At 34.2% G+C, this 20,495-nt stretch carries 20 protein-coding genes; 9 read left to right on the top strand and 11 right to left on the bottom strand.

Annotated elements, in window-relative coordinates:
• The first annotated feature begins 300 nt into the window (after nucleotides 1-300).
• A complete protein-coding gene (locus tag ASD98_RS14260) occupies nucleotides 301-1,065 on the top strand; it encodes a phosphatase PAP2 family protein (protein ID WP_369814770.1) in 765 nt (254 codons plus the stop codon).
• A gap of 114 nt (nucleotides 1,066-1,179) precedes the next feature.
• On the opposite strand, the gene ASD98_RS14265 is transcribed toward ASD98_RS14260, so the two are convergent.
• Nucleotides 1,180-4,125, bottom strand: coding sequence for an Ig-like domain-containing protein (locus ASD98_RS14265; RefSeq protein WP_056205763.1), 2,946 nt, complete (start codon nucleotides 4,123-4,125; stop codon nucleotides 1,180-1,182).
• Between the two features lie 390 nt (nucleotides 4,126-4,515).
• Here ASD98_RS14265 and ASD98_RS14270 point away from each other — a divergent pair, with 390 nt between their 5' ends.
• Together ASD98_RS14270 and ASD98_RS14275 are read left to right on the top strand one after the other, a co-directional pair.
• Complete coding sequence (locus ASD98_RS14270; protein WP_082577864.1) at nucleotides 4,516-5,073, top strand: GNAT family N-acetyltransferase; 558 nt, start codon at nucleotides 4,516-4,518, stop codon at nucleotides 5,071-5,073.
• A gap of 71 nt (nucleotides 5,074-5,144) precedes the next feature.
• On the top strand, nucleotides 5,145-6,365 hold the full coding sequence (locus ASD98_RS14275) for a DUF763 domain-containing protein (protein ID WP_056205764.1): 1,221 nt from the start codon (nucleotides 5,145-5,147) through the stop codon (nucleotides 6,363-6,365).
• 84 nt (nucleotides 6,366-6,449) lie between these two features.
• Here the strand turns inward: ASD98_RS14275 and ASD98_RS14280 are convergent, their stop codons facing one another.
• The 3 genes from ASD98_RS14280 to ASD98_RS14290 all read right to left on the bottom strand — a co-directional run bounded on the left by ASD98_RS14280 (nucleotide 6,450) and on the right by ASD98_RS14290 (nucleotide 8,138).
• A complete protein-coding gene (locus ASD98_RS14280; protein WP_053470390.1) occupies nucleotides 6,450-6,902 on the bottom strand; it encodes a hypothetical protein in 453 nt (150 codons plus the stop codon).
• A 108-nt stretch (nucleotides 6,903-7,010) separates the two neighbouring features.
• Nucleotides 7,011-7,721, bottom strand: coding sequence for a hypothetical protein (locus ASD98_RS14285; protein ID WP_242412118.1), 711 nt, complete (start codon nucleotides 7,719-7,721; stop codon nucleotides 7,011-7,013).
• 222 nt (nucleotides 7,722-7,943) lie between these two features.
• Nucleotides 7,944-8,138 (bottom strand): hypothetical protein, encoded by a 195-nt coding sequence (locus ASD98_RS14290; RefSeq protein WP_056205765.1) that lies wholly within the window; start codon nucleotides 8,136-8,138, stop codon nucleotides 7,944-7,946.
• A 275-nt stretch (nucleotides 8,139-8,413) separates the two neighbouring features.
• Between ASD98_RS14290 and ASD98_RS24040 the strand changes: the two genes are divergently transcribed.
• Nucleotides 8,414-8,563: a hypothetical protein gene (locus ASD98_RS24040; RefSeq protein WP_157849156.1), complete on the top strand. Its 150-nt coding sequence runs from the start codon at nucleotides 8,414-8,416 to the stop codon at nucleotides 8,561-8,563.
• An 88-nt stretch (nucleotides 8,564-8,651) separates the two neighbouring features.
• On the opposite strand, the gene ASD98_RS14295 is transcribed toward ASD98_RS24040, so the two are convergent.
• On the bottom strand, nucleotides 8,652-10,286 hold the full coding sequence (locus ASD98_RS14295) for an NADP-dependent glyceraldehyde-3-phosphate dehydrogenase (protein ID WP_056205766.1): 1,635 nt from the start codon (nucleotides 10,284-10,286) through the stop codon (nucleotides 8,652-8,654).
• Nucleotides 10,287-10,646: 360 nt separating this feature from the next.
• Here ASD98_RS14295 and ASD98_RS14300 point away from each other — a divergent pair, with 360 nt between their 5' ends.
• From ASD98_RS14300 to ASD98_RS14320, 5 genes are all read left to right on the top strand, one after another.
• Nucleotides 10,647-12,077 carry an NAD(P)/FAD-dependent oxidoreductase gene (locus tag ASD98_RS14300; RefSeq protein WP_056205767.1) on the top strand — a complete coding sequence of 477 codons (1,431 nt, stop codon included), beginning with the start codon at nucleotides 10,647-10,649 and terminating at the stop codon, nucleotides 12,075-12,077.
• A gap of 123 nt (nucleotides 12,078-12,200) precedes the next feature.
• On the top strand, nucleotides 12,201-12,980 hold the full coding sequence (locus tag ASD98_RS14305) for a DUF4239 domain-containing protein (protein WP_056205768.1): 780 nt from the start codon (nucleotides 12,201-12,203) through the stop codon (nucleotides 12,978-12,980).
• Nucleotides 12,981-13,115: 135 nt separating this feature from the next.
• A complete protein-coding gene (locus tag ASD98_RS14310) occupies nucleotides 13,116-14,210 on the top strand; it encodes an acyltransferase (RefSeq protein WP_056205769.1) in 1,095 nt (364 codons plus the stop codon).
• Between the two features lie 39 nt (nucleotides 14,211-14,249).
• Complete coding sequence (locus ASD98_RS14315) at nucleotides 14,250-14,903, top strand: hypothetical protein (RefSeq protein ID WP_056205770.1); 654 nt, start codon at nucleotides 14,250-14,252, stop codon at nucleotides 14,901-14,903.
• 43 nt (nucleotides 14,904-14,946) lie between these two features.
• The gene (locus tag ASD98_RS14320) at nucleotides 14,947-15,783 is read left to right on the top strand and encodes a hypothetical protein (RefSeq protein ID WP_056205771.1); all 837 of its coding nucleotides are present in this window, start codon (nucleotides 14,947-14,949) and stop codon (nucleotides 15,781-15,783) included.
• A 123-nt stretch (nucleotides 15,784-15,906) separates the two neighbouring features.
• Here ASD98_RS14320 and ASD98_RS14325 read toward each other — a convergent pair whose 3' ends face one another.
• The 6 genes from ASD98_RS14325 to ASD98_RS14350 form a co-directional block, all read right to left on the bottom strand.
• Nucleotides 15,907-16,122 carry a DUF2798 domain-containing protein gene (locus ASD98_RS14325; RefSeq protein ID WP_056205772.1) on the bottom strand — a complete coding sequence of 72 codons (216 nt, stop codon included), beginning with the start codon at nucleotides 16,120-16,122 and terminating at the stop codon, nucleotides 15,907-15,909.
• Nucleotides 16,123-16,188: 66 nt separating this feature from the next.
• Nucleotides 16,189-17,475: an epoxide hydrolase family protein gene (locus tag ASD98_RS14330; protein WP_082577866.1), complete on the bottom strand. Its 1,287-nt coding sequence runs from the start codon at nucleotides 17,473-17,475 to the stop codon at nucleotides 16,189-16,191.
• A 12-nt stretch (nucleotides 17,476-17,487) separates the two neighbouring features.
• The gene (locus ASD98_RS14335; protein WP_056205774.1) at nucleotides 17,488-18,489 is read right to left on the bottom strand and encodes a nitrilase-related carbon-nitrogen hydrolase; all 1,002 of its coding nucleotides are present in this window, start codon (nucleotides 18,487-18,489) and stop codon (nucleotides 17,488-17,490) included.
• Nucleotides 18,490-18,611: 122 nt separating this feature from the next.
• Nucleotides 18,612-19,040, bottom strand: coding sequence for an Ohr family peroxiredoxin (locus ASD98_RS14340; protein WP_056206510.1), 429 nt, complete (start codon nucleotides 19,038-19,040; stop codon nucleotides 18,612-18,614).
• A gap of 494 nt (nucleotides 19,041-19,534) precedes the next feature.
• The gene (locus ASD98_RS14345; protein ID WP_056205775.1) at nucleotides 19,535-20,050 is read right to left on the bottom strand and encodes a hypothetical protein; all 516 of its coding nucleotides are present in this window, start codon (nucleotides 20,048-20,050) and stop codon (nucleotides 19,535-19,537) included.
• Nucleotides 20,043-20,489, bottom strand: coding sequence for a hypothetical protein (locus tag ASD98_RS14350; RefSeq protein ID WP_056205776.1), 447 nt, complete (start codon nucleotides 20,487-20,489; stop codon nucleotides 20,043-20,045). The genes ASD98_RS14345 and ASD98_RS14350 overlap by 8 nt, the downstream gene beginning before the upstream one ends.
• Nucleotides 20,490-20,495: the final 6 nt, after the last annotated feature.

Here is a 20,495-nt window from a genome sequence, read left to right on the forward strand (position 1 = left end):
ACAATTATTGATTTTTTAAATTCCAAATATTTTATTTTGAAAATATTTCCATTTTCAACAGCATTAAGGTGAAAAAATCTAGTTTATATTTTTTTAAGACTTATTTTTCATCCTATTACTTAATAATCAAATTTTTCTTCCGTTACGGTCAGTAACCGTTACCGTGTATATATCACCTTCATTTAATTCTTGGCTATACAATATTAAACTCTACTAAATATTATTTTATTGAAAAAGAACTAAAACATTATCTTTATAATCAAGACACTAATTTTATAACCATAAAATAAATCAATCATTTTGATAAGAAAAATTATTCTCTTAGTTATAGTACCGTTTTTGACTTGTTCTGTCTTTGGGCAAAATACTGCGCCAAAGGATTCTATAATAACTGATACTGTAAAAAACATTCGTTTTAATTACAAACAGCTTATCATTCCCGGAATTTTAATTGGATATGGTTTTTGGGGAAATGAAAGCGGACAAATAAAAAGTTTCAACAATCAAATACGCGATGAATTTACAGAGGATATTGATCGTAAAGTTTCGATAGATGATTTTTCCAGATATGTTCCCGCAGTTTCCGTTTATGCACTCAATGCGTTTGGTGTTGAAGGAAAAAATAATATGCGCGACCGTTCTGTAATTTTAATCACTTCAACAATTATAAATGTGGGAACTGTTTTTGCTTTAAAATCACTCAGTAATGTGGAGCGTCCAGATGGAACTTCAAACAATTCATTTCCTTCAGGTCATACCGCTATTGCTTTTGCAGGCGCAGAATTTTTATATCAGGAATATAAACACAAATCAATATGGTATGGTGTTGCGGGTTATGCCATTGCGACAGGAACCGGAATATTTCGTATGTACAATAACAGACACTGGCTTACAGATGTTGCGGCAGGTGCCGGAATTGGAATTTTGAGTACCAAAATTGCTTATTGGATTAATCCATATATTACAAAAAAATTATGGCATAAGGAGCAAAACAAATCAACATCTTTTATAGCTCCATCTTATGATGGCAAAAATTTGACAATCTGCTATTTCAAAACATTTTAAGGTTACATCCTATAATACTAAAAAACGACCAGATAATATTTCATATATCTGATCGTTTTTGAACGAATTAGGAATTAGATTTCAGTTAAAATCTTTAAAACTATATTTTCATTATCACTTAATAATCAACTTTTTAGAAACATTAAAAGCATTAGAATTGATCGTAACTACGTATATTCCTGTTGCTAAATGATGATTGATTTTTGCAGAAGAATTGATTTTGTTTACCAAAACTTTTCTTCCGTTTATATCTGTAACTGTTACAGTTGCTGTATCACCCGATTCTAATTCTGGCAAAACAACATTAAATTCATTGTTAATCGACGGATTTGGATAAATACTAACCACAGAATTCTCAACCGTTACTTCTGCTTCAACATTAGCTTTTTTTAATGTAGAAGTAGATTGAAACTGCCATTGTGCACTTTCCCAATTGTTTTGACCTCCATTATATTGAGCAGAACCATTTAGGTTTTCAATATGAATCATAGCTCCTGTCTGCCATCTGTTTTTAATTCTTACATAGGTTCCGTCAACGTTTTCACTTGACCATTGCGCACTCCACCAGCCAGATGATCCTGCAGTACATTGCACCGCTCCAGTTAAGTTTTCAATATGCATTACATCTCCTGTACCCACATTTTTTAGGATATAAAAAGTGGCATCAACCGCAACTTTTTCCCATTTATAATTGTTGTTTGCAACAGTTGCTCCGTACCCAACATTGGCTCCGGCATCATATAAATAATTACCATTCCATCTGTTTTTAATTGTAAAGTAGTTTCCTGTTGCAGCATTAACCGTAATGGCTGCAGTACTTGTTTTATTTCCGTCTACAGTTGTTACGGTAATCGTAGCTGTACCAGCTGAAACTGCTGTAACTAAACCTGATGAATTGACTGTTGCTACGCCCGTATTGTTTGAAGCATAATTAACCGATTTATTTGTTGCATTTGATGGCAAAACTGTCGGCGTTAATTGCTGTGTTCCGCCTACAGTTAATGTTGCCGATGAAGGGCTTAAACTTACACTTGTTACCGCTACATTTGAAGAGTTGACTGTGATTACAGATGTCGCGGTTTTAGCTCCATCCTGAGTGGTCACCGTAATAGTTGCCGATCCCGAAGCAACTGCAGTAACTAAACCTGAACCATTAACCGTTGCCACGCCTGTATTATTAGAACTATACGTTACCGTTTTGTTCGTAGCATTTGCAGGAGCAACAGTTGGTGTTAATTGCTGTGTTGCGCCAACACCTAAAGTAGCCGTAGTTGGTGAAATGGTAACACCCGTAACAGGAACATTTACAGTAGAACAATTGCTGCTTTGTGTCCATGAGAATGAACCAATGGCACTAATTTCTTCATTTGCAGCAGCATTTCCGCCTCTGTTAGAATAATTCATATTGCAATAGGTGCCATTTCCGCTAGGAGAACCTGCAATAAGTACAAAATACCCTCTGCCCCAATTTCTGTTAAGCGCATTATTGTTTGGGAATTCTTTACCAGTTCCGTTAACGGTTATGTCTTTAAACGAAAGATTGTAAATTCCATCACCCGATCTTTTGCTTATAGAAATCGCATCATTTCTCGAATCTAAAATATCGATATTATAAAGCTGCACATTTTTAACCTGAGATCCGGCATTAGTAGCACTAAAAATGTCTACAGCCGCTACAGGATTATTGTACGTATCATTAAAAGTTCCGCAGGTTGATACCGTAATATCATGAATTTCGTGCATTCCATCGTTGTTAAATGGCGCTCCCGGAAAATTATTACTAACTCTGATACCCGCTTCTAAATTGTCTTTGATAATTAGATTGTAGCCTTTGTTATTTTTTCCGCCGTAAATAGCTAGACCACAAGCACGCCAGCAGTTTTCTGAAGTATTGTATCGAAACGTATTATTGATACATTCCAATCCATCAGCAGACCAGATTGCCTGATCGTCATCACCATTATTTCTAAAACTACAATGTTCTACAATTGAATTGGCAGTTCCTTTACAAAGATTAATTCCATCGGCATAATTATTTCTAAAACGACAATGCGATAATGTAAATCCGTCGGCAATTGCAGGACCTCCCGTATTATATTGTGCAATCCAGGCACCGCATTCAAAATGTTCTGCCCAAATATTTTTTACAATTGAACCGCTTGTGAAAACTCCATTTATACCTTTATAAGAGTTACTTCTTGAAGCCGAATTTGTAGTTAAGTAAAGATCTGTGAATGAAATATTACTGGCATTGGCACGCAATCCTCCGTTTAAACTGCTGGTATTGGTAAAATTAATCTGAGTATACCACATTCCGGCACCAATCAATGAAGTGTTAGCCGAACCAAAATACAATTCACGGTTTACGTTGTATACACCAGTTGGAACGAAGATTTTTTTACCGCCGTTTGCGTCGATAAAAGTTTGAAGATCACTTCCGTTTCCGCTATACGTTACCGCACCTGACGGAGCCGTTACCGCTGTTGGAATTGGTTCCATCTCTGCAAAATCCAAATGAATGTTTCCTGATTCTCTCACTATTTTTAAAGTTCCGGAAACCGCAATTTTAGCAGGAAGTTTATAACGCACTTCATCAAAACGCATTCTTGGATTTTGATTCGTGATTCCGTTATTATTCGGATTTCCGTTGCTCCACAAATATTCCCAAGACCAAGTTGAAGTCAAAGTAAGCGTTGTAAGCTTTGTGTTTCCGTTATATACGCCAACAGTACCAGATTGTCCGTCAGGAACGCTGTAACGAATTACAAGACCGTCGGCAGCTTCTGTAAGTGTCCATTGTACTGTAGCATTTGTAGCAGACAAATTCACACATTGCTGATCTGAAGCTTCAGATTGAAGATCAGACTGCACATATGATTTTGAAGTAACAGAAGCTCCATTAGACAATTGGCCTAAATTGGCTTCGTATCTTTTGTACGGAGCATCATAATAACCGCGCTGCGCATAAGAACTTGAAGTTAAGAGAACGAAAAAAATCCAGAAAATGATAGGACAGCATTTGTCTCTTTTAAAAAAAATAGCATGTAATTTGTTTCTCATAAGTTTTGGTTTTAAATAGTTAGTGCCTTAAAAAAAGGGCATAACGAAACTATACTTAAAAAAGAAATTAAAGAAAAGGTTGACAAAAAATCAAGACTTATACATCGATTTCGCTTACATAAAAACTTAATAATCAATCATATATAATTTTTAAGTAAATAAAAAATCAAGAATAAATATAGATGCAAACTTGATAATTTAAGGCTCTGAAAATGAGAATATAAAAAAAATAGATCCTATTTATAATCACATTCGCTTTTTGCAATTAAAATAAATATTTACTTACATAAAATATTAACTAGGAAACTTTAATTTTTCAATTTGTAAATTCAATGAAATTGGTCTACTTTCATTGAACCAAAATTCATCTTTAAAACTTTAGATAACTAAATGATTGAAAAACCTTTACATATAGAAACTGCACAGCTTATTATTCGACATCTAACATTATCTGACTTATCAGACTTCATTATCTATCGTTCAAATCCAGAAGTCACAAAATATCAGGGTTTTGATGTTATGACAATGGAACAGGCAGAAGATTTTATTAAAGATAATTCGAATAAGTATTTTGGTAAACCTGGCGAATGGGTTCAATATGGAATTGAAAATCGCATAACAGGAAAACTTATTGGTGACTGCGCCATTAAACTTGACGAATATGATCCAAGAATTGCAGAAATAGGAATCACTATTTCACATCTGGAACAAAAAAAGGGTTATGCTAAAGAAGTTCTTCTGGGAATTTTGGCATTTTTGTTTGATGAAATAAAAATACACCGCGTAGTCGAAATAGTTGATGCAGAAAACATTGCTTCAATTAATCTGCTAAAGAGCATTGGCTTTAGACAAGAAGGATATTTTATTGAGAATATATTTTTTAAAGGAAAATGGGGAAGCGAATTTCAATATGCAATGCTTAAAAAAGAATGGGACGATAAAAAGTAGTTCTTCAATAGCCTGAATCGCAAACTATTAATAATGTCTTTTTTCGTATTTTTGTAAAAATTCAATACTCCATGAAACGTTCCGGTACAGCAGATCTTCCATTACATTATGGGCAAGTTCCTTTATGGCTATCTGAACGTATGGCTAAACTTGGTTTTGCAATTGTTGAAACGATTGCCATGGAATTTTCTACTTCCGAAGTAATAAGTAAACTAAGCAACCCTTTTTGGTTTCAAAGTTTTGGCGCTGTTATGGGAATGGACTGGCATTCTTCCGGAATTACAACTTCTGTACTTGGCGCATTAAAAAAATCTGTAAACCCGCATTCAAAAGAACTGGGAATATACATTTGCGGCGGCAAAGGCAAACATTCACTATTAACACCACAGGAACTTTTATTTGTAGGCGAAAAAACAGGGCTTGACGGCAGCGATCTCGCTAACTGCAGCAAACTTACTGCTAAAGTAGACAACACGGCTATTCAGGACGGATTTCAATTATACCAGCATAATTTTATTGTTGATAATAAAGGACAATGGGCTGTTATTCAGCAAGGAATGAATCCTGACTCTAAAACCGCAAGAAGATACCATTGGCATTCACAAGATTTAAAATCTTTTATTAATGAGCCTCATACCTTTATTTATGGTGAAAATCAAGGCACTATTTTAAATCTTACGGCTCAGGCTGCCGAAAAATCAAGAGAGGGTATTTTAGAATTATCGAAAGAATCTCCAACAAAAATCATGAAGGAAATGCAATATCTTTCTATGCCTGCGCATCATGATGTTAGAATGGAAGATGTTAATATGAAAAGACTTGGCGCAATGCTATGGGCAACACACGAAAACAGACCCGAAGATTTTCAGGAATTATTACTTTTAAAAGGTATGGGACCAAGAGCTCTGCAGTCATTAGCATTAGTTAGTGAGATTATTTACGGCACTCCTACCCGATTTGAAGATCCTGCACGTTTTTCATTTGCTCACGGAGGAAAAGACGGACATCCGTTTCCTGTTCCTGTAAAAATATATGATGAAACTATTGATACTTTACAAAGAGCAATAAACCGCGCTAAAATTGGTAATAGTGATAAAATAGATGCGATTAAAAAACTATCTGAAATTTCCAGAAAAGCCGAAGAAAGTTTTACGCCCAATGCTAACTTTGATGCCTTGATTCAAAAAGAACGGGATGAATCATACAAATATGGAGGAAAAACTATTTTTGGCGATGCTAAACCGCCAAAAAACAAACCATCGAATCCAAATAATCAACTGGAATTGTTTTAAGACCTAATTCAAAAACAGCATAAAAAAAACTCCAAAATCAAATGACTTTGGAGTTTTTTAAGTTTTTTCAAACTTATATTGTTATTACATTTCGTTCAAGTCGTTGAACTCATGTAAAGATTTTAATGTGTTTTCGTAGAATAAAATTGCTGCGATAAGGTTTCCTTTATCAGAGTAAGGCATCATTTTTCTTTGAAATTCTACTGTAGTATCTAAGAAAGTAGAAGTACCAATTGCTTGGTTATCTAAGATTTTTTTGTGGTCTCCATCGTCTGGAATACCTAAATCTGCCATTGTAACTCCTGGTTTTGTAACCAAAGCGATGTAAGGAAGAGTTTTCACTAAAACTTTAATACGCTCGATGTACAATTCTAAAAGTTCACCTTTTTGCATACCGCTCAATTCTTTTTGATCGTGGTATTTACGAATTAAGGCTGTTGTACTGATGATACTTCTTGGGGCATTTTTTGCTTGTGCCATGATAGCGCCAGTCGTCAAGAAGAAAAGGGCACATAATAGTATAATTTTGCTCTTCATTTTGTAGATGTAAATTAGTTGTTGGTTGTGACAAAAATATATAAATTAAGTTAAATCACAACTTATTTCATTTCTTTTTTTTAGAAAACTTTAACAATGAGTATTATATCATTCAATTTCGTCGTCATAAGTAAGAGTATCATTAGGAATTTCGGCAATTTGACGGCTGTTTTTTATTCCATCAGGTGATTTGATTATTCTAAATCTTCCCGGATATTTTATCCAAATACTCTTTTTGTTACCGTAATAATCCATAAATTCTTCACAAACAAAAACCGCATGGGCTGTTGACCAGGCTACAACGCCGCAAAATTCATTTCCGGATTGTCGTTTTAACTTTTGTATTTGTTTGCCTTTTTCGAATCCTAAATACTTATAAATTGTTGGTGTATATACTTCACCATCTTCTAAATCTTCTAATGCTTTATCAAAAGTAGGATCCTTATCGATAATCTGTTTGTATTTTGCCATTACTGCGTATGCCAGTATTGCATAATCTGTTATAGCTTCAGCTTCACAATTATCCTTAATTAGAACAAACCCGGCAGAAAATCTGGCTTTATCCAGTTCAGCACTTTTTAGATTAAAGGATGCATTATTTTTTAATGTAATTTTTTGCTCGTTTTCGTTTATTTTTTGAGTAACAAAAAGATTGTCTAATCCGTAAATATTTAAAGCGGCTTTGATTAAAGCAATCGATGAGCAGTTGGTGCGTTCTCCTTGTTTAAAGCTTTCCCATATTTGATCTGAGCTCAATTGAGAGTAACAATTTGAATAACCAAGTAGTAAAAATAAAAATATTGAAGTTACGAATTTCATTGTCTTTGGCTTTTATAATTGTTCCCAAACTAATTTTGGAAATTATAGATTTGCAAATCTATAAAAATCAACCCATAGTTTTTTTTACTTCGCAAATTTTATTAACAAATATAAACTGCTCTCTAGTTGAATACTTACTAAAGTATTGTCGTTATTGTTTTAAACAATTATAATTAGTTGGAAATAAAAACGTCTCAAATAGGAATTTGAGACGTTTTAAAATTATTTTTTTTCTTCGTTATTCAACTTGTCGTCAAAATCAGGTTCTTTACCTTTAAATTTATGAGTGTCAGTATCATAATTTTCATCGTTTGTTAAAACTTCATCATGATCTTTATATTCATGTTTTCTCATGTCACTTCGATTATCAGAACCACTCTTTGGAGTGTTATTCGGATTTGGATTTTTTGTGTTCATAACTCTAAGTTTTAAATTTTATTAAAATTACTTAAACACAAGATGCAAACCCTTATATAATGATTTATAAAAGTTACATGATATTACTTATAAACGGAATTATATACTATAATTCTAATCTCGCTGTGTTTCGGATCATATAACATTGCTGTACATAAACAGTTTTTTCTTTCCAAATATGATTTAATACTAATGGACCTTCAGATGTCTGTTAAAGACGGGTATCAAAACTACGCAGTACATTAGAAATGAAATTGAATATTCCTATTATAGCCATGACAGTACATTCTCTGGTGGGTAAACAAGAATGCTGTTATAAAGAAGGAATGAATGGATACGTACCAAAACCGTTTAAACAGGCCGTACTTTTAGAAGCTATAAAAACAGTAATGAATAAGGATATTCCAATTTTAAAAGAAATTTAAATCGAGACGAAGTTTTAAATTAGATCTTGATATTTTTTAAGAATTTAAAACAAATTCAATTCTTAAAAAATATCAAGATCTAGTAACTTTAAAATATATAATCGGTACTCAAAAAGTTAGAATCGTGATCTCTTACAATCGAATTAAACAATTTTTTATTGGCATCTGTAGCTTTAGTGGCAACGAGCGAACGAATTGAAAACGAACGCAATGCATCTGATATAGATAAAGTTCCTTCTGCACTGTCTTTTCTTCCGGTAAATGGGAAAACATCAGGCCCGCGCTGCGACTGGCAGTTGATATTTACACGACTTACCAAATTCACAAACGGATCAATTAAGCTTGCCACTTCTCTCGGATCTTCACTAAAAATACTGACCTGCATTCCGTGTGATGCATTAATTTGGTAATTAATTGGTTCATCAATAGAATCAAAAGGAACAACCGGAATAATTGGGCCAAATTGTTCTTCGTGATACAATTTCATTTTATCATTTACAGGATAAACTACAGATGGAAAAACAAATGAATTATTAGTATATCCTCCATTTTCATTTATAATTTTAGCTCCGTTTGCCAAAGCATCATCCAGACAATTTTTAAGATAATCCGGTTTATCAACTTCCGGAAGCGGTGTAATTTTGACATCTTTATCCCACGGAAGTCCCGGTTTTAATGCTGCGACCGCTGCGCTCAATTTTTGAACAAATTCATCGGCGACATCTTTCTGTACAAAAATTAATTTTAACGCCGTACAACGTTGTCCGTTAAAAGATAATGCACCCAATAAACATTCATTTACAGCAACATTTATATCTGCATGTTTGGTTACAATCGCCGCATTTTTAGCATCGAGACTTAAAATAGAACGTAATCTGTTGGCTTTTGGATGCAGTTTCTTTAAGCCATTTGCAACATTACTTGACCCAATAAAAGCCAGTACATTTACTTTTCCGCTTTCCATTAATGGAGAAATAATCTCTGCTCCTCTTCCGTAAAGCGTATTTACAGTTCCAGGAGGAAAAGCTTCTTTAAAAGCATTCAATAAAGGATAATGTGCTAAAACACCATGTTTAGGCAGTTTAAATAAAATAGTATTTCCCATTATAAGTGCAGGAATCAGCGTAGTAAAAATTTCATTTAAAGGATAATTAAAGGGCCCCATACTCAAAACAACGCCAAGTGAAGATCTTCTGATTTGTGCTAAAACGCCTTCTGCTTCTTCAAATCTTGAAGATTGTCTGTCTAAATCTTTTAAAGCGTCAATCGTTGCGTTGATATATTCTACGGTTCGGTCAAATTCTTTGGTTGAATCAGGAAGACTTTTTCCAATTTCCCACATCAAAAGTTTAATAACCAATTCACGCTGCTGGATCATTAAGTATACAAATTTCTGCATGCATTTAATTCTGTCTTCAACACTCATTGTTGGCCACACGCCTTGTCCGTCATCGTAAGCTGCAACTGCTGCGTCTAGCGATTCTAATGCTTCTTTGGCAGAAGTATGCGGAATTGTTCCAACGAGTTTGCGTTTAAGTCCGTCTGTGCCATTCACAAAAACGGGAGAAAAAACTTCAGTAACATCTCCATTCCATGAAACTAATTTACCGTTTAAGAGATATTCTCTTTGATGAATTTCTGAAATCTGATATTCTTTGGGGATTAGATTTTCTTCTGTAAAAAGGCCGTCAATAGCCGTTAAGGATGCTTTTAAATTTTCCATATTAAATGTTTTAATGGGTAATTAATACAATTCTCTTAAAATTTCGTTTTTGGTTTATCAACTTATTCCCTAACAAATTAAGGAATGTTAAGCAGAACTATGTTAAAATTCTGTTATCAGTTTCAATTCATAAGCAATGAGCATACCTTTCATGTAAAATCAAATAATTCAACACGTTACAACTATATTAAAAATCTTATTTATTTTATTTCGCTAATTTGGTATTGAAAATTATTGATATTTAAAAAATAAAACAGTGATTAATCATCGATAAAAAATCAATTTGTGTATATACTAATTTCGCTCTAAATTTGCCCATTCTAAATTTTGTATAAAAAGTTTAGTTTTAAAGAAAAGTATATGTGGACTACTTGCCAGGAATGTCAGGGCCGCGGTAAAAAAAGTCGAAGGCTTAGTAAAAAAGTACGGCTTAATTACCAAATGGCATTCGAAGAATTTGAAAAAACAAAAGGCAATGGAACAGCTCCAGTTCGTCCTAAGGCTAACTTATACAAATGTTTGAACTGTAATGGATCAGGATTAATCCAATCTGTCAATTATCCCATACCAGATAAAGAAAATTACCCACACGTTGCTATTATTGGTGCCGGAATTGGCGGAGCTGCGCTTGCTGTGGCTTGTTTACACCGTGGTATTCCTTTTACTATTTATGAACGTGATAACAACTTCTCTGCCCGATCTCAGGGCTATGGCCTTACTTTGCAGCAAGCTAGTAAAGCGATCGAAGGATTAGGTATTTTTTCATTAAAAGACGGCGTAGTTTCTACACGCCATTTGGTTCATACTCCAGAAGGAAAAGTGGTTGGTGAATGGGGAATTAGAAAATGGCTGCAGACTGATTCTAAAATAGCTGCAAAACGTTCTAATATACATATCGCAAGACAATCGCTGCGCTTAGAACTGCTGGAACAGCTTGGCGGACATGATGTTGTACAATGGGGACATCAATTAGTTGATTTTAAAGAATGTGAGGATGAAAGCATTGACATAAACTTTCAGGTAAATGGTGAAATAAAAAGCACAAAAGCCGATCTTATTGTTGGTGCCGATGGTATTCGCAGTTCAGTGCGAAAGCTTTTAATTAGCGATGATAATACACCTTTACGTTATTTAGATTGTATTGTAATATTGGGGATTTGTCCTTTAAGTGCCCTTGAAGTTATTGATAGTTCTTTATTGGATTCAGCAACAGTATTTCAAACCGCCAATGGCAATGAACGAATTTATATCATGCCTTATACTTCAGATTCTGTGATGTGGCAATTGAGTTTTCCAATGTCTGAAGATGACGCAAAATCTTTAAGTGCTCAAGGCCCTTTAGCTTTAAAGGAAGAAGCGTGCCGAAGAACACAATGGCACGATCCAATTCCGCAGATTTTAAAAGCAACTTTAGAGGCTCAGATTTCGGGATATCCTGTATATGACCGCCAATTACTCAATTCTGATTTATTAAATAAAGGAGGCTCGTCAACGCTGATTGGAGATGCTGCTCATCCAATGAGCCCGTTTAAAGGACAGGGCGCCAATCAAGCGCTGTTGGATGCATTGTCGCTCGCCAGAGCAATCGCAAAAGGATGCAAACCATTATCTCAGTGGAGAAAATCCGGAATCAGGAAAAGTGTATTAACGGAGTTCGAATCGGAAATGTTAGAACGCAGCGCAGCCAAAGTAAAAGATTCGGCCGATGCAGCACAATTTTTACATTCTGAAATTGTCCTTCATGAAGGAGATGAGCCCAGAGGCAGATGTTTGAAGAAAAAAGAAGCCTGACAAACTAATTGCAAATTATAACTTGCTGCCTTATAGTTAATTCCTACATTTTTTTTCTTTATATTTGAGAGTCTTTTTCTGTTAATTCAGTCGTTTCATTATTTCTAAAAAACAGCTAATCGTATGGATACAAATATTCTCTATCAAACTGAAGCGTGGGTAATTGCTCTGTTACTTTTTGTATTAATGCTTATTTCCAGCTTTGCCGGAAAAGTTACGGGAAATTATATTCGGAACAAAAAGCCCGCTGAAGAAAAAACTACAGAAACATCTGCACTTATTGCATTGCTTTTTTTCTTACTGGCGTTTACTTTTGGTATGAGCAGTGATCGTTATGATTCCCGAAGAAAAATTGTTGTTGATGAATCAAATATCATTGGTACCGCTATACTGCGAAGTGATTTATATCCAGATTCAACCCGGACATTGTTCCGAAAAGATTTTAAGGATTATGTTGAAATAAGAATTTCATACTACGAGGCGCGTGCTGATACAAAAAGAATATTAAAAGCCGATAGTTTATCTCAGGTTATTTCTTCGAAGTTATGGAAACGTGCCACCAAACTTTCTAAAGATCCGGCTAATCTCGCCGCAACACAGCAAATGATTCCTGCACTTAACGACTTGATTGATGTTACTACTTCCCGTCTTTCCGGAGAAAAAGCAAAAGTTCCCCAAAGTATTTTAGTCATGCTGTTTTTTCTTTCTATGATAATTGCATTTTACGGTGGATATTCTGAAGGTCTTAAAGGCAAAATTGACTGGTTAGTTCAAATTGGTTTTTGTCTTTTGGTTTCGTTAGTAATTTTATTTACACTCGATTTAGACAGACCCCGCAGAGGTTTTGTAAATCTTGACGTCCCAAATCAAACTATAATTGATTTGAGAAAGAATTTTGAATAGTTTTTTCTAACAATTATCATCGTTTTTTTGTCTTTATCTGGCTAATTGGCAAGTTAATTTTATATATCTTGCCATGAAAGCAGATCGATATGCTTATCGACGGCTCTAGTTTAATATGACCCGATATACATTAGAATGAATACGAATACAATTACTGCATCAAATCTACAAACCAAACAACATTTTGAAATTCTCGACGGACTAAGAGGCATTGCTGCCATTGCTGTTGTGATTTTTCATTTTATGGAATGGGTTTTTACTGATCCCACACAAAATTTTATTGGGCATGGATTTTTGGCAGTTGATTTTTTCTTTTGTCTTTCCGGATTTGTAATCGGATATGCTTATGACGATCGTATAGCAAAAATGGGACTTCGTAAGTTTTTTATTTCGAGAATTATTAGACTTCATCCACTCGTAATTATAGGATCTATATTAGGCTTACTTGCCTTTTTGTTCGACCCTTTTGGAGGTCATCCTGAATTGTACAGTACAGGTAAAATTATTCTAACTTTTATCTGTTCCCTATTTCTTATTCCGCTTCCAGTTATTGCCGATCGTGGTTTTAATTTATTCAGTTTTAATGCTCCGGCCTGGTCGCTGTTTTGGGAATATATTGCAAATGTTGTTTATGCATTTGTATTGTACCGAATTGGTCGTCGTTATCTTCAAATTCTAACGGTACTTTCTGCTGCAGCTATTTGTTATACGGCTTATAATTCAGGTAATTTACTTGGGGGCTGGAGCGGTCCAACATTTTGGGACGGCTGCGCGAGAATCTCCTATTCTTTTTTAGCCGGTTTACTTATATACCGCTCTAACTGGGTTATTAAAAACAAACTTGGTTTTATTAGTCTGACTTTATTATTGCTTTTGGCATTTTTAATGCCGTTTTCAGAATGGAACTGGCTCTCTGAACCTTTGGTTGTATTGTTTTATTTTCCTTTGTTAATCGCTTTGGGCGCTGGAGCAGAATTAACTCCAAGCCTTAAAAAAATCTGCGTATTTTCCGGAAAAATTTCCTATCCGTTATACATGACACATTATGCCGCATTGTGGATGTTTGGCAATTATTATACTTCTCATAAACCAGATACTTTGCAACTTACTATTATTACTATTTCCGGATCAATTTTGTTAATCGCATTTGCGTATCTGGTAATGGTATTTTATGATATTCCGCTAAGAAAATATTTGAGTAATAAATGGAATGGGAAAGCTGTTAAATAAGTTATTTTAAATATTAAAACTCAACACAAATAATCAAATATGTATAAAAATACTCTGGTTCTTTTCTTATCCATTTTACTATTTTATTCTTGCAATAAAACTGAAAAAAAGCCAATTAAAAATACTGTTGCTATAAACGATACTTTATCAAAAAAAGACACTTCAACCGTTGTTCAAACCACCGAAAAGGATGTGTATTTTGATTATAGCAACACCGTAATCAAAGAAGAATTTAAAGACTCTTTGTCTGCAAAATTTTCGGATTTGTCAACTGAGGATAAATTTATCATTACTGTTCCTAAAGGTAATATTAATGAGACAATATCAGTATTTCAAATTTTTAACAGTATTGGAGAATTGATATATGAAAAATCTTTTCAAACAAGATACATAGCAAATGGTTATCATTTAATATATATTAAAAATGATGAAGAAATGGAAAAGTATATTTTAACTTCTGCTAAAGAAATGGTTGATCCAGATTCTTTTACTGATATATCTGATAAAAATGAAATAGGAAAAGATGATGTTCTGGGTCAGTCAAAAGACGAGTTTATGAACTATGATGCCTTTATAGAATGCCAAAATGATAAAAGGCCCCTGTTCTCGATCTCACTTGCAGAAGAAGATACTACCTATATTGGCTATTCTAAAAAGCTGAAAAAAGCAGTTGATATTATAGGCTGCTGTTAATCTTCTTTATAAAAAATTTCGAAATCATTTTTAAAAATATCCAATGCAAAAAATAACTTTTATCCTCTTTATCATTTCATTTTCCCTGTTCCTTTCTTGTCAGGGAAAAAAGAAAGAACACAAGAATGTTCCATTAAAAGAAATAGCTGAAGATAACTCAAAATTAGAATCAGAAATTAAAGATGATAGTATCTATCCCGTTTATGATCTGGCAGATAATACAACAGCCATCGTTATTACCATGTTTGAATCTGATACCATATCCAGATACGAGAAAATTTACACAAGAATAAATGAAGCCGATTCATTAGAGGCTGGTTTTTATGATCCTAAAGCTGTAAAAAATAAGAAATTTGAATATTATGACACTTTAGGAATTGTAAAGCTTATTAAAAGTAAAAACTTAGAAAAGGAGATTAAAAAAATCAGCGAACCCAAATATTATGTTTACGGAACTAAAGGATTTTCTGAAATGAAGGTTGATGAAGTAATCTGCAGAATCGATGATTGCAGAGAAAACTTTATTGGTTTGACTATCAAAAATTTTGATACCGCAAAAAACGGCAAACCACTTTTATGTTCTAAAAAACCATTAAATCTAATTTACGGAAAGGGCTATTTTGCCATTCAAAGAAAAATTCAAAAAATGGATGACAGCATCGTTTATAGATATAGCGATATTGACAGCACCAAAGTAAAAGTGTTTGCTAATATTGGTCCTGCCTATTTTGTTTATAATGATGATTTTTTATGGGGAAAAACTTCAGCTAAATCGAAAAGTAAATTTCCCGAAAGAAGAATTCTTATACAGCAAAAAAACGATAAGTTTAAAACCATATATGTTGAAGGATTAGATTTGCATGGTTATCGCTGTGATTAAATCTAAAGCTACGGCAGCGATACATATTCTTTGTATCCCATTTTATTATAACTGTTTTTATAAAAAACAAATTGTTTTATTAATTATTATTTAATGACTGTAACCGAGTCGATTTTAAAATTTTTATTCTTTCTTAATTAAATAAGAAACAAATTGCTGCACTTTAGGGCCAATGAAAAAGATAACAGGAACTATGATCATATATGCCATACACCATGATTTAAGCCATATTCCTAAAAAATTTTCTTTATAACCTATATTAATACTTATTAATGTGAAGGATATAATTCCTGTTGTAATGAATCCCATTAAAAAGGCTGTAATAATTCTTTGTTTCATAACTAAATATAATTAGTAAATAAATTTAAAAAGGGCAGCCAATAATTCAGCTGCCCTTTCTGTTATTTAACGTAATGACCTAAATGCTCCGCGAACTTCCTGCACAAACAACTGTGGCTGTTCCCAAGCAGCAAAATGTCCGCCCCTGTCTACTTCATTAAAATAAATTAAGTTTTTATAAGCACGACGTGCCCAGGATTCGGGTGATGCATAAACATCCTGAGGAAAAGTTGTAACTGCAACTGGAATTGTGATATTTTCCGATTTCATTAAACCTGCACTAATAATACTCATGTTTCTGTTTGCCCAATAAATTTGTGCTGCGGAAGAAGCTGAATTGGTTAACCAATACAGTGAAATATCATCAAGTACCTGATCTTTTGTTGGCAATTGTTGTGCATCACTGCCATAAGACCAATCAGCAAACCCGGGATGCAGAAAAATCCATGATGCAAGTCCTACCGGAGAATCATTTATGCCATAACCTACTCCTTGAGGTCTGCTTTCCATCGTTGTTTTATAAATAAAACCACCGCTTTTAATTGTATTATTCAGCTGTTTAAAAGCAGCCGTTTCTTTCTCAGAAAAACCTGCCGGTACTGTATTTCCTCCCAAAGCCATTGCCGCTTCGTTTGGCAGAGTTGCCGGTAAATTGCTGTGAATGCCTAAAAGTCCTTGTGGTGCTAGTAACGCCATCGATTGAACAATTCCTGCGCCCCAATCTCCTCCTTGAGCAACATAACGTTTATATCCAAGTCTGTCCATAAGAACAATCCAGGCTTTTGCGATACGCTCTGTATTCCAGCCTTCTGCTGTTGGTTTTCCAGAAAAACCAAAACCAGGCAAGGAAGGTATAATGACATCAAAAGCATCTTCTGCTTTACCGCCATAAGCTACAGGGTTGGTCAATGGTTCAATCACGCTCATAAATTCAAATACAGAACCCGGCCAGCCATGACTTAATATTAGCGGCATAGCATTTTTATTTTTTGATTTTATATGAATAAAGTGAATATCAATACCATCAATTTTAGTGATAAATTGTGGATAAGCATTCAATTTGGCTTCTGCTTTTCTCCAATCGTAAACGGTTCCCCAATATTTTGCAAGTTCTTGCATTTTAACAAGCTTTGCTCCTTGTGATGCATCATTTACTAATTCTTTCTCAGGCCACTTTGTAGCCATAATACGCTGACGAAGATCTTTTATCGCGACATCAGAAATTTGTACTTTAAAAGGCCTGATGCTTTCATCATTCTTTACATTTGATTTGTCTTGTGCTTCGGCAAACGTAAATTGCATTATTAATAATCCTGAAAATACTATTCGGATTATATCATTTATTCTTCTCATTTTTTCTTTTTTTTATTCTGTTATAATCTGTATATCTGAAATGGCTGATCCATCAGATAATTTACGTTCGTGAACGTGTGAAGCCGGAGTACGGTCTATCATTAAACTAATTAGTTCGGGGCGGCTGTAGTGTCCGCTTGCATCCATTAATCGCTTACGGGCATCTATTTGCGTAAAATCAATATCGGCAATTACCTCCCCTTCTCCAGATCTTAGAGCTTCTCCAATGATTTGTCCGTCAGGGCCTATTATTGCTGTAAAACATCCACCCGAAATTGGGCCAATCGGACCGCCTGTATCTTTTGCAATCTGTTCCTGCTGTCCAGCATCAAGCCAGCCTGTTGCGCATACCACAAAACAAGCAGATTCAAGAGCGTGCTGACGTACATTTATTTCTGTTTGTTCGCTGAATAAAGGACCAAAAATGGATCCCGGATACATTGCGGAGTGAATTTGTTCACCGTCGGCTATAAGCGCATATCGAAATAACGGATTATAATGTTCCCAGCAGGCAAGCTGCCCTATACGTCCGACCTTACTGTCAATTGCCTTCAGACCTGATGCGTCACCCTGCCCCCAAAGCATTTTTTCGTGATAAGTCGGGGTTAATTTGCGGCGACGTTGTATAAGCGTTCCATCTGCATCAAAGAGCAATTGTGTATTATAAATGGTTCCTCCATCGCGTTCGTTAACACCTATAGAAACAACCATATTGGCTTCTTTAGCAGCTTTTCCAATAGCATCTGTATCTGCAGAAGGTACAATAACAGACTCTTCTAATAGTTTTTGATGTTCTTTTCCCATTGTATATGGTGCCTGAATAAACGAGAAATAAGGATAATACGGAATTATCGTTTCTGGAAAAGTGGCAAATTGAACTCCTTGTTTTCCAAGTTCCTGTATTTTATTGACCACTTTTTCAACGGTTCCTTTTTTACTATATAGAACGGGGCTGATTTGTACGGCGGCAACTTTTACAATTTTGCTGTCTGCCGTATTATTTGAATTTTTCATTTTAAAAATATTACGTTAATAATATTTGGGGCTGATTATAACCATCAGTCTTTTCAAAAATATATTTTGAGTTATTTGATAAAGAACTGATGGTTTTTTAGCTTAATTTTTGAAACTTTTATTTATAAAATATTAGTTTCAACTTTTATACCTCCTGTTAGCGCTTTAGAATAAGGACAGATAAGATGCGCCGCTTCTGCAATTGCTTTTGCTGTTTCACGCTCTATTCCCGGAAGGGTAATATTAAGACGTGCCTGTAAAGTATATCCTTCTGTTTCAGACAATACTAAATCTATTTCAGTATGAATGCTTGAGTCTGCAGGAAGTTTTAAATTTAGGTTTGCTGCAGATTTGCTCATTGCTCCTAAAAAACATGCTGACCAACCTGCTGCAAGCAGTTGTTCTGGATTAGTGCCTTCTCCTTTTGCTCCCGGTGAAGTAAGCTTAATGTCTAAACGTCCGTCTGAGCTTTTTGAAAAGCCTTCACGTCCACCTGTAGTTATTGTTGATCCACTGTAAACTACTTTTCCTTGTTGAATTGAATTTTCCATTTGATTAAAAATTTTAGTTATAAATATGAAATGATTTCTAATTTCCTGGTCAAAGGTAGAATAGGTATACATCCTTAGAAATTACAAACAATGCGAATCGTGCGAAATAAAGCCTGAAGTGGACATTTGTAAATGTGAAAAATTTACTGAGCTGTATTATTCAATGAATAGGTAAAACCATGCTTCATTAAAAAATAAATACAGACAGATTTGGAAAGATTAAACTTTTGTAATCTAAGGTGTTAAAGGGGTTTTTACAGAAGGGGCAGCTAATAGTTTTAAAACTATAAAGGTTCGATGTATTAATACTTTATATATTAATAAACGTATGGGGAGTGATTTTGTATAAAGTTACTAAATTAAACTGGTTATCAACAACTAAACAGTTGAACGAAAAGAACAAACACAGACTATCACCAGGCTTTTTCATAGAATAGTAATAATATATGTTTAAGGATTAGATTTGCACGGTCATCGCTGCGATTAAATCTAAATTAAGGCAATGATACATATTCTTTGTATTCCATTTTATTATCGCTGTTTTTATAAAAAACATAAGTGTCTTCACCTCCTTGATAAAAGAGGTTTATTTTTAATGTATCCTGTTGAACCCAGCTGTAGGTAACGTCTGCATCGGGAGCTTTCCATTCCTGATTTTTCTGTGGTAATTTTTTCAATAAATTCTTTTTCACATAATCTGGTGACTCATTATAAAATATTTCATAAGCGCCATCAAATGTAGTTTCATTGCATACACAGGTTTTATTTAGAGGATCGTCATATCTTGACATACCATTGTCGTTTTCTTTGCATTTGAAAAGAAGTTCGTGAAGTTTTTTAGTCTTCTCAACCTGCACTGTACTCCCCGTATCTTTATCCTTTTTTAAAAGATCTTCTGAATTGCTGCTATTATCGTTTTTTGAATCTAACGATTTATTCTCATCATTTTGATGCTTGCAGCTTATTAATAGTAATGCAAATAGTAGTAAAAACAGTACTTTTTTAATCATTTTTATTATCAGTTTTATCTTCAAAAGTTACTTTTCCATAATTTATTTTTTCCATCTCATACATAAAAGGCAGATGAGAATCAGCTATCCATTCTCCATTTTTAAAAATAAAAGATAAATGTCTTCTAATAGAGTTTTCAGGAGTAAAAATTTGAAGATTATCTTCTTCATTGGGTTGATAATCAAAATCAAAACAATTTTTAGTGTTAAGATCAAAAAGCATTCTTTCATTTGTCAAATCTTCTGATAAAGTTTCGTCTGGCATATACCCCATTCCATCCATTGTAGTTTTACTGAAGCCTAAGCATTTTTCTAATGTCCAGGTAAAATCGTTACGCCTTTTATTTTTATTTTTTCGGGAATTCTTGTGATGAATAATGGTCTTCATTCCACTTGGAACGCAGGTACAAAGTTTAATTTCTTTTCCGCTTTGGCACATAGCTTT

Origin of the sequence: Flavobacterium sp. Root186, assembly GCF_001428525.1 — a bacterium.
GTDB lineage: Bacteria > Bacteroidota > Bacteroidia > Flavobacteriales > Flavobacteriaceae > Flavobacterium.

Bases quoted from the DNA above. Each gene is read 5' to 3' on its own strand.
- ASD98_RS14265 (WP_056205763.1), bottom strand. From the start codon at position 4,125: ATGAGAAACAAATTACATGCTATTTTTTTTAAAAGAGACAAATGCTGT.
- ASD98_RS14270 (WP_082577864.1), top strand. From the start codon at position 4,516: ATGATTGAAAAACCTTTACATATAGAAACTGCACAGCTTATTATTCGA.
- ASD98_RS14275 (WP_056205764.1), top strand. From the start codon at position 5,145: ATGAAACGTTCCGGTACAGCAGATCTTCCATTACATTATGGGCAAGTT.
- ASD98_RS14280 (WP_053470390.1), bottom strand. From the start codon at position 6,902: ATGAAGAGCAAAATTATACTATTATGTGCCCTTTTCTTCTTGACGACT.
- ASD98_RS14285 (WP_242412118.1), bottom strand. From the start codon at position 7,721: ATGAAATTCGTAACTTCAATATTTTTATTTTTACTACTTGGTTATTCA.
- ASD98_RS14290 (WP_056205765.1), bottom strand. From the start codon at position 8,138: ATGAACACAAAAAATCCAAATCCGAATAACACTCCAAAGAGTGGTTCT.
- ASD98_RS24040 (WP_157849156.1), top strand. From the start codon at position 8,414: ATGACAGTACATTCTCTGGTGGGTAAACAAGAATGCTGTTATAAAGAA.
- ASD98_RS14295 (WP_056205766.1), bottom strand. From the start codon at position 10,286: ATGGAAAATTTAAAAGCATCCTTAACGGCTATTGACGGCCTTTTTACA.
- ASD98_RS14300 (WP_056205767.1), top strand. From the start codon at position 10,647: ATGTGGACTACTTGCCAGGAATGTCAGGGCCGCGGTAAAAAAAGTCGA.
- ASD98_RS14305 (WP_056205768.1), top strand. From the start codon at position 12,201: ATGGATACAAATATTCTCTATCAAACTGAAGCGTGGGTAATTGCTCTG.
- ASD98_RS14310 (WP_056205769.1), top strand. From the start codon at position 13,116: ATGAATACGAATACAATTACTGCATCAAATCTACAAACCAAACAACAT.
- ASD98_RS14315 (WP_056205770.1), top strand. From the start codon at position 14,250: ATGTATAAAAATACTCTGGTTCTTTTCTTATCCATTTTACTATTTTAT.
- ASD98_RS14320 (WP_056205771.1), top strand. From the start codon at position 14,947: ATGCAAAAAATAACTTTTATCCTCTTTATCATTTCATTTTCCCTGTTC.
- ASD98_RS14325 (WP_056205772.1), bottom strand. From the start codon at position 16,122: ATGAAACAAAGAATTATTACAGCCTTTTTAATGGGATTCATTACAACA.
- ASD98_RS14330 (WP_082577866.1), bottom strand. From the start codon at position 17,475: ATGAGAAGAATAAATGATATAATCCGAATAGTATTTTCAGGATTATTA.
- ASD98_RS14335 (WP_056205774.1), bottom strand. From the start codon at position 18,489: ATGAAAAATTCAAATAATACGGCAGACAGCAAAATTGTAAAAGTTGCC.
- ASD98_RS14340 (WP_056206510.1), bottom strand. From the start codon at position 19,040: ATGGAAAATTCAATTCAACAAGGAAAAGTAGTTTACAGTGGATCAACA.
- ASD98_RS14345 (WP_056205775.1), bottom strand. From the start codon at position 20,050: ATGATTAAAAAAGTACTGTTTTTACTACTATTTGCATTACTATTAATA.
- ASD98_RS14350 (WP_056205776.1), bottom strand. From the start codon at position 20,489: ATGTGCCAAAGCGGAAAAGAAATTAAACTTTGTACCTGCGTTCCAAGT.